The sequence below is a fragment of the Rhizobium tumorigenes genome (assembly GCF_003240565.2).
Lineage (GTDB): Bacteria > Pseudomonadota > Alphaproteobacteria > Rhizobiales > Rhizobiaceae > Rhizobium > Rhizobium tumorigenes.
This window is the reverse complement of record NZ_CP117255.1, coordinates 284,501-300,424: the sequence shown is the minus strand read 5'-3', so window position 1 is coordinate 300,424 and position 15,924 is coordinate 284,501. Positions and strand designations below refer to the sequence as shown.

12 protein-coding genes are annotated in these 15,924 nt (G+C 60.6%); 5 read left to right on the top strand and 7 right to left on the bottom strand.

Annotated elements, in window-relative coordinates; genetic code table 11:
• The first annotated feature begins 71 nt into the window (after positions 1 to 71).
• Entirely contained in the window at positions 72 to 1,961 is a 1,890-nt protein-coding gene (locus PR017_RS01490; protein WP_111217449.1) for an AsmA family protein, read from the top strand.
• Here PR017_RS01490 and PR017_RS01485 read toward each other — a convergent pair whose 3' ends face one another.
• The 7 genes from PR017_RS01485 to PR017_RS01455 form a co-directional block, all read right to left on the bottom strand.
• Entirely contained in the window at positions 1,962 to 2,777 is an 816-nt protein-coding gene (locus PR017_RS01485; protein WP_111217447.1) for an ABC transporter permease, read from the bottom strand.
• 3 nt (positions 2,778 to 2,780) lie between these two features.
• Positions 2,781 to 3,692, bottom strand: a complete 912-nt coding sequence (locus PR017_RS01480) for an ABC transporter permease subunit (RefSeq protein WP_111217885.1) — start codon at positions 3,690 to 3,692, stop codon at positions 2,781 to 2,783.
• A gap of 4 nt (positions 3,693 to 3,696) precedes the next feature.
• The gene (locus PR017_RS01475; protein WP_111217883.1) at positions 3,697 to 4,839 is read right to left on the bottom strand and encodes an ABC transporter ATP-binding protein; all 1,143 of its coding nucleotides are present in this window, start codon (positions 4,837 to 4,839) and stop codon (positions 3,697 to 3,699) included.
• Positions 4,840 to 4,937: 98 nt separating this feature from the next.
• Positions 4,938 to 6,035 (bottom strand): polyamine ABC transporter substrate-binding protein, encoded by a 1,098-nt coding sequence (locus PR017_RS01470; protein WP_111217445.1) that lies wholly within the window; start codon positions 6,033 to 6,035, stop codon positions 4,938 to 4,940.
• Positions 6,036 to 6,329: 294 nt separating this feature from the next.
• Positions 6,330 to 8,867: a methyl-accepting chemotaxis protein gene (locus PR017_RS01465; RefSeq protein ID WP_111217443.1), complete on the bottom strand. Its 2,538-nt coding sequence runs from the start codon at positions 8,865 to 8,867 to the stop codon at positions 6,330 to 6,332.
• Between the two features lie 316 nt (positions 8,868 to 9,183).
• Positions 9,184 to 9,327 carry a hypothetical protein gene (locus PR017_RS01460; protein WP_164498229.1) on the bottom strand — a complete coding sequence of 48 codons (144 nt, stop codon included), beginning with the start codon at positions 9,325 to 9,327 and terminating at the stop codon, positions 9,184 to 9,186.
• Positions 9,328 to 9,477: 150 nt separating this feature from the next.
• Complete coding sequence (locus PR017_RS01455) at positions 9,478 to 10,659, bottom strand: BaiN/RdsA family NAD(P)/FAD-dependent oxidoreductase (protein WP_111217439.1); 1,182 nt, start codon at positions 10,657 to 10,659, stop codon at positions 9,478 to 9,480.
• A 144-nt stretch (positions 10,660 to 10,803) separates the two neighbouring features.
• On the opposite strand from PR017_RS01455, the gene PR017_RS01450 reads away from it, so the two are divergent.
• The 4 genes from PR017_RS01450 to pgl all read left to right on the top strand — a co-directional run bounded on the left by PR017_RS01450 (position 10,804) and on the right by pgl (position 15,867).
• Positions 10,804 to 12,240, top strand: coding sequence for a glutamine synthetase family protein (locus PR017_RS01450; protein WP_111217437.1), 1,437 nt, complete (start codon positions 10,804 to 10,806; stop codon positions 12,238 to 12,240).
• Between the two features lie 15 nt (positions 12,241 to 12,255).
• Positions 12,256 to 13,554: an NAD(P)/FAD-dependent oxidoreductase gene (locus PR017_RS01445; RefSeq protein ID WP_111217435.1), complete on the top strand. Its 1,299-nt coding sequence runs from the start codon at positions 12,256 to 12,258 to the stop codon at positions 13,552 to 13,554.
• 128 nt (positions 13,555 to 13,682) lie between these two features.
• The gene (gene zwf, locus PR017_RS01440; protein WP_111217433.1) at positions 13,683 to 15,158 is read left to right on the top strand and encodes a glucose-6-phosphate dehydrogenase; all 1,476 of its coding nucleotides are present in this window, start codon (positions 13,683 to 13,685) and stop codon (positions 15,156 to 15,158) included.
• A gap of 10 nt (positions 15,159 to 15,168) precedes the next feature.
• Complete coding sequence (gene pgl, locus PR017_RS01435) at positions 15,169 to 15,867, top strand: 6-phosphogluconolactonase (RefSeq protein ID WP_111217431.1); 699 nt, start codon at positions 15,169 to 15,171, stop codon at positions 15,865 to 15,867.
• Positions 15,868 to 15,924 lie beyond the last annotated feature (57 nt).

Here is a 15,924-nt window from a genome sequence, read left to right as displayed (position 1 = left end):
GATCGGCATTTCCTATATCCGCCAAACGCAGGCGAATTCATGCGCAACAGTTTGAAAGTTTCTGCATCAACATGACGGCGTCAGGTAACAAAAGGTGGCGGCCCGCCTTGCGGTCGATGAAGCGCTGGCTGCCAGCCGTCGCGCGCACGACCGGCATCGTCGTTCTGACCATCATCATCGTTACCGTCGTGTTTCGAGCCACGGCACCCTTTCTGATTTCCAGCGGCCTGGTGCGCTCCGGGATCGAGGAAGCTCTGTCGCGCTGGACCGGCTATCGCGCCGAAATCGAGGGATCCCCGGCGATCGACTTCTGGCCGACGCCGCGTGTCACGCTGAACCAGGTGACGATCCGCGAGCGCGCTGCCGGCGGCAAGGTACTCGGCCATGTCGACAGCCTGTCCGCAGACTTCTCGCTGCTGGCCGCCTTGCGCGGAAAGGCCGATTTCCACGAATTCCATTTCCTGCGACCGGTCGTCTACGTGCGCCGCGACGATACCGGTCTGATCGACTGGACCAATGCCGGGCTGCTAGGCAAGGCCATCGACCGGGTCGAGAGATCGCCCACCGGCAGCACCGTGATCACCAAATCGCAGGATGCCAAGATCGGCGGCGTCACGGTCGAGGATGGCGTGGTCGAACTGACCGATGACAAGACTGGCAGGCTCTTCAGGCTCGACGGGGTCAATGCCGATATTTCCTGGCCACGACTGTCGAAGCCGATGAGCGCCGTGCTGCTTGCCCGCCTCAACGGCCAGGACATCAAGGTCGATTTCTTCTCGGAACAGCCGCTGCTGCTGTTTGCCGGCAAGAATGTCGATGCCAAGACGACGTTTTCCTCACCGCTGATCCGCGGAACCTTTACCGGCATTACCAATATGTCCGATTTTTCGGCGCTGTCCGGAAATCTCGACCTCGCCATTCCCGACATGCCGTCCTTCCTCGCCTGGAGCGGCGAGCGCCTGCCCGGCAGCGCTACGCTGAAGAACCTGTCGATGAATGCAGATGTTTTGACTGTCACGGACGGCATTCGCTTCAACAACCTGAACTTCGTGCTCAACGACGCCGCCGCTTCCGGCGTCATGGATTATGGCTACACCAGCACCGGAAAGCCGAAGATTTCAGGCACGCTTGCCTTCGACAAGATGAACCTCAATCCGTTCCTTGCCGCCTTTTCGATGCGACTTGCCGCCAGCACAGCAATCGACACGCTGCTGAACGGCAATCCACTGCAGCGACTGGATCTCGATCTGCGCCTGTCGGCAAAAAGCGCATCGCTCGGGCCATTCAATTTCGACAACATCGGCGCCGGATTGCTGGTGGCTGGCGGCACGGCCAAGTTCGACATCGGCGACAGCGGCTTTGAAGGCGGCGATCTGACCGCCCATCTCGAAGTCACCGAGCGCAATTTCGACGGCGGCGGCAAGTTGCAGATCTCCATCCGCGACGCCGATTTTGCCAGCCTCATCACTCGCCTCAACCTGCAGGGACCGCTGCCTCTTGCCAACGGCTCGCTCGACCTGTCGCTGATGACCAACAAGCCGATCTGGGCCGCCAATCTCGGGGACGTCGCCGGCAAGCTGCGCTACTGGTCGAAGGCCGGCGCCTTCCGCCAGTTCAATGTCTCGACATTCCGTGCCCTTGCCGCTCAGAAGAAATTCTTCCGCCTCAGCGACGTCGCGGACTCGACCTTCGACTTCCAGACCATCGATCTCGATGCGAGCTTTGCCAAGGGGTCGGTCGATGTGCAGAACGCCAGGATCGTCGGGCGAAACGAGACCTTGTCGCTTTCCGGCATCGTGCCGTTCCGCACCAACTCGCTGGCTTTGTCCGGTGTGCTGGATGCGACCAACGCGGCGGAGGGAACCGACTTGCCGGTGCTGCCATTCTTCATCGGCGGCACATGGCCGGACGCGATCGTCTCGCCGGTATCGCCGGTTCAGCAAAAGGCAACGCAGCCGTAATCAAAGCGCGTTGGCGGCATGCTCGTCGCGCTGACGCTGGATTTCCCGTCTTTTCGTGACCACCGAGGCGCAAATCACGCCAATCGCCACGATGGCGATCAGGATGGTGCAGACGGCGTTGATCTCCGGCGTGACGCCCAACCGCACCTGGCTGTAAATCTTCATCGGCAGCGTGGTGGCCCCGGGGCCCGAGGTGAAGCTCGCGATGACGAGGTCGTCGAGCGACAGCGTGAACGCCAGGATCCAGCCTGAAAACACAGCCGGCGAAATGATCGGCAGGGTTATCTCCAGGAACGTGCGCAGCGGCGTGGCGCCGAGATCGAGCGCCGCCTCCTCGATCGACTGGTCAAAGCTCATCAGCCGAGACTGCACCACGACGGCGACGAAGCACATGGTCAGCGTCGTGTGGGCAAGCGTGATTGTCCAGAAGCCCCGGTCGAAGCCGATGGCGACAAACAGCAGCAGCAGCGACAGGCCGGTGATGACATCCGGCATGACCAGCGGCGCGTAGACCATGCCGGAAAACAGCATCCGGCCGCGAAAACGGGTGTAGCGGACAAGCGTGAATGCGGCGAGTGTACCGAGCACGGTTGCCAGCGTCGCCGACAGCAGGCCGACCCGCACCGTGACCCAGGCCGCATCCAGAAGCGCCTGATTGTGCATCAGCTGGACATACCATTTGACCGAGAAGCCGGTCCAGATCGTTACCAGCTTGGACTCGTTGAACGAGAAGATGACCAGCAGCGCTATCGGCAAATAGAGGAAGGCGAAGCCGAGGGTGACCGAGACGATGTTGAAGCGGGACCATTTGACCATCGTCTATCTCCCCTGCTCGTCGGCTTTCGCCTGGATATTCTGGAAGAACACGATCGGTACGACGAGGATGAGGAGAAGGATGGTCGCCACCGCCGAGGATACCGGCCAGTCACGGTTGGCGTTGAACTCGTTCCACAGCGTCTTGCCGATCATCAGTGTCTGCGAACCGCCGAGCAGATCGGGTATGACGAACTCGCCGACAGCCGGAATGAAGACCAGCATGCAGCCGGCAATGACGCCCGGCAACGACAGCGGAAAGGTCACCCGCCAGAAAGCCGTGATCGGTGGGCAGCCGAGATCCTGGGCTGCCTCGATCAGCGTGTGATCCATCTTTTCGAGCGCGGAGTAGAGCGGGAGCACCATGAACGGCAGGTAGGAATAGACGATGCCGATATAGACGGCGGTGTTGGTGTTGAGGATGATCAAGGGCTCGTGGATCAGCCCGAGATAGAGCAGCACCTGGTTTAGCAGGCCCTCCGGCTTCAGGATGGCGATCCAGGCGTAGACGCGGATCAGGAAGCTCGTCCAGAACGGCAGGATCACCAGCATCAAGAGGGTCGGCTGGATCGTGCGCGGCGCCTGTGCCATGCCATAGGCCAGCGGATAGGCGATCAGCAGCGTCAGCAATGTCGAGATGGCGGCGATGGTGACGCTCGAGACATATGACTTGAAATAGAGGGGATCGCCGGTCAACCAGACATAGTTGTCGAAGGAAAGCTGCCGGAGGTTATCGATGAAGCCGCTGAGGCCGTTCGACGTCGAGAAGACGGGTGTGTACGGCGGCATCGCGGTCGCCGAAGTCGACAGCGACATGCGGAAAACGATGAAGAACGGGGCAAGGAAGAAGATCAGCAGCCACAGATAGGGGATGATGATCACAAGGCGGCGGTAGAGCGCTGAACCGAACGTTCCCATCATCTCAATCCTTCAACAGCACGCCGGCATTTTCATCGAAGGAGACCCATACCTGCTGGTCGTAGCCGAAGGGGTCGTCGACGGAGCGCACCGCGTTGAGCGATGACGCCTTGACCACCTGGCCGCCCTGCAATTTGACGTGAAAGACCGTCATGTCGCCGAGATAGGCGATGTCCCAGATCTCACCCTCGGCCGCATTGACGCCGGCATTGGCCGGCGGGTTACGGGTCACACGGAGCTTTTCGGGGCGGATGGCAAAGCCGGCGCGGCTGCCGACGGCAGGCGCATCTGATGTGGCCGTGCGCAGCGTGAAGGCGTTATCGACTGCGATCTCGGCGAAGCCCGGCTGCGAAGACACGACATTGCCGTCCAGAATATTGACATCGCCGATGAAGCCGGCAACGAAACGGGAATTCGGCGCCTCGTAGATTTCCGCAGGCGTCGCCACCTGCGCCACCTTGCCGTGGCTCATGACGGCGATGCGATCTGCCATCGTCATCGCTTCTTCCTGGTCGTGGGTAACGACGACGAAGGTGAGCCCGAGGCTCTGCTGCAGGTCCATCAACTCGAACTGGGTTTCCTCGCGCAGCTTCTTGTCGAGCGCGCCAAGGGGCTCGTCGAGCAACAGCACCTTCGGCTGCTTGGCGAGCGAACGCGCCAGGGCGACGCGCTGGCGCTGGCCGCCGGACAGTTGGTTGGGCTTGCGGGTGGCGAATTGCTCGAGCTTCACCATCTTCAGCATCTGCGCGACGCGTTCTGCGATCTCGGCCTTGCTCATGCCATCCTGGCGCAGGCCGAAAGCGATGTTCTTCTCGACCGTCATGTGCGGGAAAAGCGCGTAGGACTGGAACATCATGTTGACCGGCCGGCGATAGGGCGGCGTGCCGGCAAGATCCTGGCCATCGAGGATGATTTCACCCGATGTCGGCTGTTCGAAGCCGGCGAGCATGCGCAAAAGCGTCGACTTGCCGCAGCCGGATGCGCCGAGAAGGGCGAAGAATTCGCGGTGGTAGATATCCAACGATAGATTGTCGACGGCTGTGAAGTCACCGAATTTCTTGGTGACATTGCGCACCGAGATGAACGGTTTAGCCGCAGGATCCGTCCATGGCGCGAAAGAGCGGCGGATGTTGCCGAGAGACTTCATCATGATCCCCGAATGATGCGATGCATTGTCGACGTCCCCACGGGCGCCATTGCATGAAAAAGCCCGGACTTTAGAGGCCCGGGCCGGTATTCGCTTTGCTACTGACCGGTGACGATCGTGGTCCACAACCGGGTCACGGTTTTCTGTATCTTGTTGTCGTAGGGCGTCGTGGTGAACAGCTTCTTCATCATGTCGTCCGGCGGGTAGATGACGGGATCGCTGAGGATCGCCTTGTCGACGAACGCCTGCGAGGCCTTGTTGCCGTTGGCGTAGAAGACGAAGTTCGATGCCTTGGCAATGACCTCGGGCTTCATGATGTAGTTGATGAACTCATGCGCCTCGGCCACATGTGGGGCATCCTTTGGTATAGCCATCATGTCGAACCACATCTGGGCACCCTGAGACGGGATCGAGTAGCCGATCTTGACATTGTTCTTGGCTTCTTCCGCGCGGCTGCGAGCCTGGAAGATATCGCCGGAATAGCCGAGCACCAGACAGATGTCGCCTTGGGCCAGAGCGCTGATGTAGTTGGACGAATCGAATTTGCGAACATAGGGGCGGACGGCCGTCAGGACGTCCTGCGCCTTTTTCAGCTCGGCCGGATTGCGGCTGTCTGGATTGAGACCAAGATAGGCCAGCACCGAGGGCAGCACATCGGAAGGCGAATCCAGCATGTAGATACCGCAATCCTTGAACTTGGCGGCCATTTCCGGCTTCAAGAGCACATCCCAGTTCGGCCGCTCGTCGGTGCCGAGGATCGCCTTCATCTTGTCGATGTTGTAGCCGATCCCGGTGGTGCCCCACATGTAGTCGACAGCATAGTCGTTGCCCGGATCGTATTTCTGGGCGCGATCTGTGATTTCAGACCACATGTTGGAGAGGTTGGGGATCTTGGACTTGTCGAGCTTCTGGTAGACGCCGGCAGCGATCTGACGCTGCAGGAAGGTCGCGGTCGGTACCACGACGTCGTAGCCGGTGCCGCCGGCCAGAAGCTTGGCCTCCAGCGTCTCGTTCGAATCATAGACGTCGTAGACGACCTTGATACCGGTTTCCTTGGTGAAATCGGCGAGAATGGAATCGTCGATATAGTCCGACCAGTTGTAGACATTGACGACACGGTCGGCAGCCTCCGCCGAGGCAACCAGGCCGACCACCGCAAAAGCTGTGGCAGCCAGGCGTGCGATAATGGCTTTCATTTTCTCTCCTGTTCCGTTCACGGGCATTGCGACAATACCCAACCCTCTGTTTTTCTAGTCAGACTAGAAAGGATTTCAGAAGGCCACAAGGGGGAAACCGTCAGTCGAACTGGGCTTTTTACCGCAATGCACTCATCGGTCTTGCGCTTGCGCTACATCGACCGGGCGGAGCCGATCCGTTTTGGGCGCGCAGTGCAGTTGTCTCTGGCCTTGTCCGGCAACAGAATTGCAAACGGAAAAGGACCGGGAGGCAATTCCCCCGGTCCTTCTAATTGCGGTCAATGGAATGCCCGATCAGGCCGCGCGGTGGTAGCCGCGTTCGTTTTCGGCCTCGATCTTGAATTGCTGGATGAGGTGCATCAGCGAGTCCGCCTCGGTCGCCAGTTCGCGGCTGGCTGCCGATGTTTCCTCGACCATCGCTGCGTTCTGCTGGGTCATCTGGTCCATCTGGTTGACCGTCGAATTAACCGACTGCAGGGCATTCGACTGGTCGTGGCTGGCACGGGCGATCATCTCGACGTGCTGGCTGATGGTGACGATCTGGCTGCTGATCTGCGACAGGACGGTCCCGGTCTGCTGTACGAACTGCGAACCGGCGGTGACCTCGCGGGTCGACTTGTTGATCAGCGTCTTGATCTCCTGTGCGGCTGCGGCGGAACGCTGAGCCAGTTCGCGAACCTCCATGGCGACGACTGCGAAGCCCTTGCCGGCCTCTCCGGCGCGGGCCGCTTCGATGCCTGCATTGAGAGCGAGGAGGTTAGTCTGGAAGGCGATCTCGTCGATGACGCCGATGATCTTGCCGATTTCGGTGGAGGCATCCTCGATACGCAACATCGCGTCGATGGCATTGTTGACGACGACGGAGCTATCGTCGGCACTGCGCTTGGCCTCGCGCACGATGACATCGGCGTCCTTGGCACGGTCGGCAGATGAGCGCACGGTGACCGTGATCTCCTCGACGGCCGCGGCCGTTTCCTCGAGCGAGGCTGCCTGCTGCTCGGTGCGCTTCGACAGGTCCTCGGCGGAGGCCGCCATCTGGTTACCGTTGTTCTGGATCAGTTCGACATTGTCGCGGACCTGGCTGAGTGTCTGCTGCAGGCGAAGCATCGATGCGTTGAAGTCGCGGCGGAGTTGTTCGAGGCGACCGATGAACGGCGTTTCGATGGTGGTGGAGATATCCCCCTGGGCCAAACGGTCCAGGCCACCGGCGAGGGCGTTGACGGCGAAGTCGATCTGGCGGTCGAGCTCGCGCTTTTCGGCGTCGTTGCGCTGCCGCTCGTGTTCGGCAGCGGTCCGTTCTTCGTCGCTCTGCTCCTCAATGCGGATCTTGGCGATGGCATTTTCCTTGAAGATGCCGAGAGCACGGGCGATGTCGCCGATTTCGTCATGGCGCTGTTCGCCAGAGATGGCGGTTTCAAGCCGGCCATCGGCGATGCGGCGCATGGCGGCGGTGATCTGGCCGATCGGCCGCTGCAGCGTCAGCACCAAGGCGATGCCGCCGGCAATCGAGAGGATGATGCCGAGGACCGTTGCGAGCACCGAGATGGAGTTTGCCTGCTCGCGTTCGGCGCCGGCGCTCTGCTTCTGCGTCTGGGCAAACGTGGTCAGTTTTCCCCAGATCTGGTCGAGCTGCTGGCGGGCATTGGCATATTCCGCAATACGCTGGTCGATGACGTCGACCAGCTTGCCGCCGTCGCTGTCCATGGAGGTCAGAACCGGAACGATCGCTGTGTCGAGGTCTGCTGCAAAGTCCATGCCCTTGGCGCTCTGGTCGAGTGTGTTCATGTCCGTACCGAGCTTGGCGATCTCCTGGCGGAGACGAACGAGGTTGTCCTTGCTGGTGTTGGCGAGGAATTCGCCGAGCACGAGCTGCAGCGAGTAGATCGATGCTTCAAGGCGGCGTATGTCTTCGAGAACGGAGTTGGTCTGGACGATGCGGGTGTCGATCTCGACAAAGGTGGTCGTCGCCTTGCGCATCATCTGGGTAGCGGCAAGCTGCGTGTAGGTCGACATCTGGCGGAAACGGGAAAGCAACCGACCGACATCGGTCACCGTCTGATCCGTGGCGGCAGCGGCGTCGACACCATTGACCAGGGTCGTCAGGTCCTTGATCGTGCCTGCAAGCGACGTCACCATGCTCTTCTGGTTCTGGGGGATGGCCAGCTCGATCGAGCGCTGCGCCTTGGCGATATCCGGCAAGCGATCCTTGACTATCTTCAATTTGTCGGCCGGCGTGGCGCCCTTGCCGAAATCATCGGTTACGCTTGCCAGGGCGTCTCCGCCTTTGAGCAGGCGGTCTGCGGACCGAAGCGTCGCGGTGGCATCGGCCTCGTCGCTGCGCATCGCGTCCTGCAACTGCTGTGCCTGGAAATTGACGTTGAAGCGGGTGCCGATCAGCACGCGCTGCGCATCGTCTATCGACTTGCGGAAATTGAGTTCCTGATCGTGCAGGGTCCAGAGGCTGCCGACGACATTGCCGATATCGGCCGTTCTGGTCGTTGCATCGGCCAGTTCATCATGGCCCTGTGCGCCCACGCCGACCTGGTCGAGCGTCGCTGCAAGCACTGCCTGCTGCGACTTGACGTCGGCATACAGCTTATCGCGCGCCTGCTCGTTGGTGATGCGCAGGAAGTCGTCCATGGAAGCGTAGAGGTTCTTGAAGCCCGTCAGCGACTGCAACACGCTGTTGGAAATCTCCATGCGTCCCTGCAACAGTCCTGAGGCGTAGAGACCGGTCAACCCAACGGCCGAGATGCTGATCACGAATGGCAATACGAAGAGTAGGACTTTGGTCTTGATCTTGAAACGCGACAGAACTTTATCAATCAACATTCGGGCCTTGCCTTCCAATACACAACCGCTCCGTCGGCGCGGCGGCGCTGACTGGGTGTATCCCCTGAATTTTGGATCACAGGTGGGGTCCCGCGTGGCGGCGGGAGGCAATCATTGCGTCGTTTCTGCTTGCCGGAGAAACGCCCCTTTGTAAGGCGAATACTGCCGAAAACCCGTTAATATTCGGATAAAGAAGGTTAGTACGCTAAGTTTGAAAGAAACTCTTTTGCCAGGGAGGAGATACGAAGGTCAGAGCCGGGCACAACTGGAGAACGCGGTGTCACCGGGGCGACTAAGAAGTCTTGAATGAATCCGGTCAGATGGCGCGCGACACCATATAGGCGATACAGGCAGCCGTCGCACCGGTCGCGAGCATTGCCAAGCGGATAGCAAATAGCTTGGCACTGTCCTGGGTTTGAGAGATGGCGATTGCGCGAGCGCGACGCGATGTCTTGTTCATGAGCACGTATCCCATTTCGACACTGACACGATAACCGCTGATGCGGCCAGCCTGCAACCACTAATATTGGGCAGACCTTCAACACCGGTAAAGTACATCATGCAGCACGGCTGTTAACAAGTCTTGAATGTGCTTCGCAGCTAATTAAGCTTACGCCGCTTCGCCAGCCACGTAGCCCGAAGCCCAGGCCCACTGGAAATTGTAGCCGCCAAGCCAGCCGGTAACATCGACGCATTCGCCGATAAAGAACAGTCCCGGCACATTCTTTGCCTGCATCGTGCGCGAATCGAGCGCCTTCGTATCGACGCCGCCGAGTGTCACCTCGGCAGTACGATATCCCTCGGAGCCGGCGGGCTTGATCTTCCAATCCTGGACTGCTGCGGCCAGTCGCTGCAACTGCTTGTCGGGCTGGTCGGCGAGATTGCCGGTGAAACCCTCCGCTTCGGCAACGTATTGCGCCAGGCGCTTCGGCAGGAATTCGGCGAGTGCAGTCTGCGCCGCAATGCGACCGTTTGCCTGTCGCGCAGCCTTCAACTTTGCGAACACGTCGATCTCGGGCTCGATGACCAGTGTGATTTCCTCGCCTTCCCGCCAGTAGGAAGAGGCCTGGAGGACGGCCGGGCCACTGAGGCCGCGGTGCGTGAACAGCAGCGCCTCGCGAAAGCCGGTCTTGCCGCTGCGGATCTCGGCGGGCGCTGCGATACCGGAAAGAGGTGCCAGACGCTCCAGCAGCGACGGATCGAGCGTCAGCGGCACCAGACCGGGGCGTGTCTCGATCAGCGGCTGCCCGAATTGCTCGGCGATCCTGTAGGCAAAGCCGGTCGCCCCCATTTTGGGGATAGATTTGCCACCGGTGGCAATGACCAGCGACGTTGCTTCTATCGTGTCTTCGTCGGTCGAGACAAGAAAGCCGCCAACCGAAGGTGTGACGTCCGATACGGTCGTCTTCAGCTTCAGCATGACACCCGCATCGCGCATCTCCTCCATCAGCATCCGGACAATGTCCTTGGCGCTGTCGTCGCAAAACAGCTGGCCAAGCGTCTTTTCATGCCAGGCAATGCGATGGCGATCGACCATGGCGACAAATTCCTGCGGCGTGAAACGCGCCAGGGCGGACTTGGCGAAATGCGGATTGGCGGAGAGAAAATTCTTCGGCGTCGTGTGGATATTGGTGAAATTACAGCGCCCGCCCCCGGAGATGCGGATCTTTTCACCGGGAGCAGCGGCATGATCGAGCACGATCACCGAGCGTCCACGCTGGCCGGCGCGGATGGCGCACATCATGCCGGCAGCGCCCGCGCCGATAATGACGACATCACATTTGCGATCCACGCTAAATTCCTTCTCGCATGCCAGCTTGAGGCTTCGGAGCCGGCCTCCGACTTGTCATTTGCGGAAAACACGGCAGGTTGTCACTCGCCAATTAGCAAACTGCCGTTATGATGTCGCCTTAGATCAATGCGAACCCGGTGTTTCATGCCATCCAAAAAGAGCCTGCTTAAACCCGCCAAGCCCGTATCCAAATCGAAGAGCGTTCCGCCGAGCCTGCGGTCGGCTCGAGGCGTGTCCGATTGGAAGGAAGCGGTCCAATGGCTGAGGGTGCGGGGCATCGAGGATATCGAATGCATCACCCCAGACCTTGCCGGCGTGCCGCGCGGCAAGATGATGCCGGCATCGAAGTTCACCTCCAACACCTCGCTGGCCCTGCCCTCGGCGATCTACCGCCACACGATCTCGGGCGAGTATCCCGAGGAGACCGAGAGCTTTCGCTACGAGCCGCGCGACAGCGACCTCAAGCTGGTGCCGGACTTGTCGACGCTTTCTGTCGTGCCGTGGGAAAGCGACCCGACGGCGCAGGTCATTTGCGACATCGTCGACTCCGACGGCCAGCAGGTGTCCTATACGCCGCGCAACCTGTTGAAGCGGGTGATGGCGCTCTACCAGGCGCGTGGCTGGAAAGCGGTGGTGGCGCCCGAAATCGAGTTCTATCTCGTCGCCAAGAACGACGACCCCGACTATCCGCTGCATCCGCCAAAGGGCCGGTCCGGACGGACGATCCTTGCCGGCCAGGGATATTCGATCGCCGGCATCAACGAATTCGACGAGTTGATCGACGATATCTACCACTTCTCCGAAAAGCAGGGCCTCGAGATCGACACGCTGATCCACGAGGAAGGTCCGGCGCAGCTGGAAATCAACCTTCGTCACGGCGACCCGATCGAACTCGCCGACCAGGTCTTCATGTTCAAGCGGACCATCCGCGAGGCGGCGCTGAAACACAATATCTACGCCACCTTCATGGCCAAGCCGATGCAGGCGCAGCCGGGCTCGGCGATGCATATCCACCAGTCGATCGTCAATATCGAGACTGGCCGCAATGTGTTTTCAAACGAAGACGGCTCGCCATCGAAGGCGTTCTTCCACTTCATCGGCGGCATGCAGAAATACGTGCCAAGCGCGCTGTCGATGCTGGCGCCCTACGTCAATTCCTATCGCCGGCTGATGCCGAACATGTCCTGCCCGGTGAACAATGCCTGGGGCTACGACAACCGCACCACCGCCTTCCGGGTACCCGTCTCGGACCCGCAGGCCCGTCGCGTCGAGAACCGCCTTCCAAGTTCCGATGCCAACCCCTACCTGGCGCTCGCGGCATCGCTCGCCTCCGGCCTGCTCGGGATCACCCGCGAGATCGAACCGACGGCGCCGACCGAGGATTCGGCCAACGAGGGATCGATCGACCTGCCGCGCGGCCTGCTGGAGGCCATTGCCCTTCTGGAAGGCGAACCAGCTTTCGAGGAGGTATTCGGGCGTGAGTTCATCGGCCTCTACGCGGGCGTCAAGCGCGGCGAGTTCGAAACCTTCATGCAGGTGATCAGCCCGTGGGAACGCGAGTTCCTGCTGCTCAACGTTTAAAACGAGACACTGCTGATGGCATTATCCGATACGTGGCAAAGCCCCATCGCCCCCGGCCTGTCCTGGTACCAGGCGACCTCGGGCGAACGGCCGACCTATCCGACACTCGACGGCTCGCGCAACGCCGACGTCGCCATCGTCGGCGGCGGTTATACCGGGCTGCAGGCCGCCTATAATCTTGCCAAGGCAGGCGTCGACGTCGTGCTGATCGAGGCAGAGCGTTTTGGAGATGGCGCTTCGGGGCGCAACGGCGGCCAGCTGGGCACGGGCCAGCGCTGGTGGCCGGAAGAGCTGGAGGAGACGCTCGGCTACGAGCGCTCCAAGGCGCTGTTCGCTCTTGCTGAGCGCGCCAAGCACAACCTTCTCGATTTCGCCAAGGAAAACGGGATCGACATCGACTACATGCCGGGCCAGATGAATGTTGCCCACAAGAAGGGGTACCGACAGGCCTATGTCGAGAATGCCGAGATCGCCGCCACGCGCTACGATTATCCGCACATGAAGTTCATGGACCAGGCGGAAACGCAGGAGAGGCTCGGATCGACGCGCTATTTCTGCGGCGTGCGCGATGTCGGCACCGGCCATATCCACCCCCTGAAGCTGTTGATCGGGCTGGCCCGCGTGGCGCAGGCGGCAGGCGCCTCGATCTTCGAGATGACCAAGGCCACCGCCATCCGCCAATCCGGCGGCAAGACCATGATCGACACGCCGTCCGGGACGATAACAGCCCGCCGCGTGCTCATCGCCTGCAACGGCTATATCGGCAATCTGGAACCGGTGACCTCCGGCCATGTCATGCCGCTGCGCTCGTTCATCGGAACGACAGTGCCGCTCGACAAGTTCCCCGGCATCATCCCCGGTGGGGAAGCCGTGGCTGATTCGCGCTTTGTGGTGCGCTATTTTCGCAAGTCCAAGGACGGCAGGCTGCTGTTCGGCGGCCGCGAGGCCTATACGGCTGACAATCCGCGCGACATAAAGCAACACATCGTCCGGCAGATCTCGGAGATTTATCCGGCGTTGATAGACATCGAGATCAGCCATGCGTGGGGCGGATCGGTCGGCATCACCATGACGCGGCAACCGTTCGTGCGTGAGGTCATGCCCGGCGTCACCTCGATCGGCGGCTATTCAGGCCATGGCGTGATGCTGGCGAACTATTGCGGCAAGCTCTATGCCGACATGGTGCTTGGCGGCTCGACGGACCTCGATCTGTTCCGGTCGCTCGACATCCCCGCCTTCCCCGGCGGCGGTCGCTTCCGGGCGCCGCTTCTGTTCCTCGCACTGACATGGTTTGCGCTGCGCGACAGGTTTTGACCTTTTGCCGTTTGCGTCGATCACAATTCGTTTTACAAGCAGAGTAGAGATTCCTTGCAACGCACACTGGCCTTTTTAAATCGATTAGATTAAAAAGGCGCCACCCCAGTCTGATTGAGAGACACCTCATGAGCAGCCAAATCATCCCCGTCGAACCCTTTGACTATGTCGTATTCGGTGGCAGTGGCGATCTTGCCGAGCGCAAGCTTTTGCCCGCCCTGTATCATCGGCAGATCGAAGGCCAGTTCACCGAGCCGACCCGCATCATCGGCGCATCCCGCAGCGCACTTTCCGATGAGGAATATCGCAACTTCGCGAAGGCCGCCCTCAAGGAACACCTGAAGAAGGGCGAGTACAAAGAGGAAGAAGTCGCAAAATTCCTCGCGCGCCTGTTCTACATTCCGGTCGACGCCAAGTCCGATGCCGGCTGGGACAAGCTGAAGAAGCTTCTCGACGACGGGAAAGACCGCGTCCGTGCTTTCTACCTGGCCGTTGCGCCTGGCATTTTCGGCGACATCTCGGAAAAGATCCGCGATCACAAGCTGATCACAAAGTCGACGCGCATCGTCGTCGAAAAGCCGATCGGCCGCGACCTGGCCTCGGCACTCGAACTCAACGACACGATCGGCAAGGTGTTCAAGGAAGAACAGATCTTCCGCATCGACCACTATCTCGGCAAGGAAACCGTCCAGAACCTGATGGCACTGCGGTTTGCCAATGCGCTCTATGAGCCGCTTTGGAACGCCAATCACATTGACCACGTGCAGATCACCGTTGCCGAATCCGTCGGCCTCGAAGGTCGTGCCGGTTACTACGACACCGCCGGCGCGCTGCGCGACATGGTGCAGAACCACATCATGCAACTCGTCTGCCTGGTTGCGATGGAAATTCCCTCGTCGATGGACCAGGAAGCGGTGCGCGACGAGAAGCTCAAGGTGCTGCGCGCCCTGAAGCCGATCAACGCCTCCAACGTCGAGCAGGCAACCGTGCGGGGCCAGTACCGTGCCGGCGCTTCGGCAGGCGGCCCAGTCAAGGGCTACCTTGACGAACTCGAGGGCGGCGTTTCCAACACCGAAACCTTTGTTGCCATAAAGGCCGAAATCGGCAACTGGCGCTGGGCCGGCGTTCCCTTCTACATCCGCACCGGCAAGCGTCTTGCCGGCCGCATGTCTGAAATCATCATCACCTTCAAGTCTTTGCCGCACGTTATCTTCGACGCCGCTGCCGGCCGCGTTCAGCAGAACCAGCTGATCATCCGCCTGCAGCCTGACGAAGGCGTCAAGCAGTCGCTGATGATCAAGGATCCGGGCCCGGGCGGCATGCGCCTGCGCAACGTTTCGCTCGACATGAGCTTTGCCAATGCGTTCCACGTCCGCAGCGCCGATGCCTACGAGCGGCTGCTGATGGACGTCATTCGCAACAACCAGACTCTGTTCATGCGCCGCGACGAAGTCGAGGCCGCTTGGAAGTGGGTGGATCCGATCCTCAAGGGCTGGGAAACCACCGGTCAGCAGGTTCAGGGCTACACATCCGGCACCTGGGGACCAAGCCAATCGATCGCGCTGATCGAGCGCGACGGACGCACCTGGCACGACGAAATCTGAGGCAACTGCGATGACAGCAAACATGCATGCTTTTGAAAGCGGCGCGGCGCTCGCCACCGGTCTGGCGGACAAGGTTGCCGAAACTCTTTCGGCTGCCGTTGCCACGCGGGGCACGGCCAGCATCGCGGTCTCCGGCGGTTCGACGCCAAAGGCTTTTTTCGAAGCGCTGTCATCGCGCGCCATTGACTGGAGCAAGGTGACCATAACCCTGGTCGACGAGCGCTTCGTGCCCGCCGACAATCCACGTTCTAACCATCTTCTGGTCAAGCAGCACCTTCTGAAGAACAATGCGGCGGCAGCCAAATTCCTGCCGCTATACCAGCCGGCGGCCGATGCCGAAAAATCCGCCGTCATCGCGACGGCCGAGACCAGGGGCATCGACGATCCGTTCGATATCGCCATTCTCGGCATGGGCGGCGATGGTCATACGGCCTCCTTCTTTCCAGGCGGCAGCAATCTTGCCAAGGCGCTGGATCCCCAGACACCACGCGGCATAATCACCATGGAAGCCGAAGGGGCCGGCGAACCGCGCCTGACCTTCACCTTTGCCAGCCTTCACGATGCCCGCCTTCTGGTGCTGCATATCGAGGGCGAGAGCAAGAAAGACGTTCTCGCCAAGGCAGAAGCTGCCGGCGAAGAGACCGAGATGCCGATCCGCGCCATCCTGCGCCGGGCTGCCTCGTCAGTCGAAATCTATTGGGCTCCCTGACCGGAGCCCGGAGGCCGCGTCCGCGCCGCCACAAAAACACGGCAACCGATTGAAGAC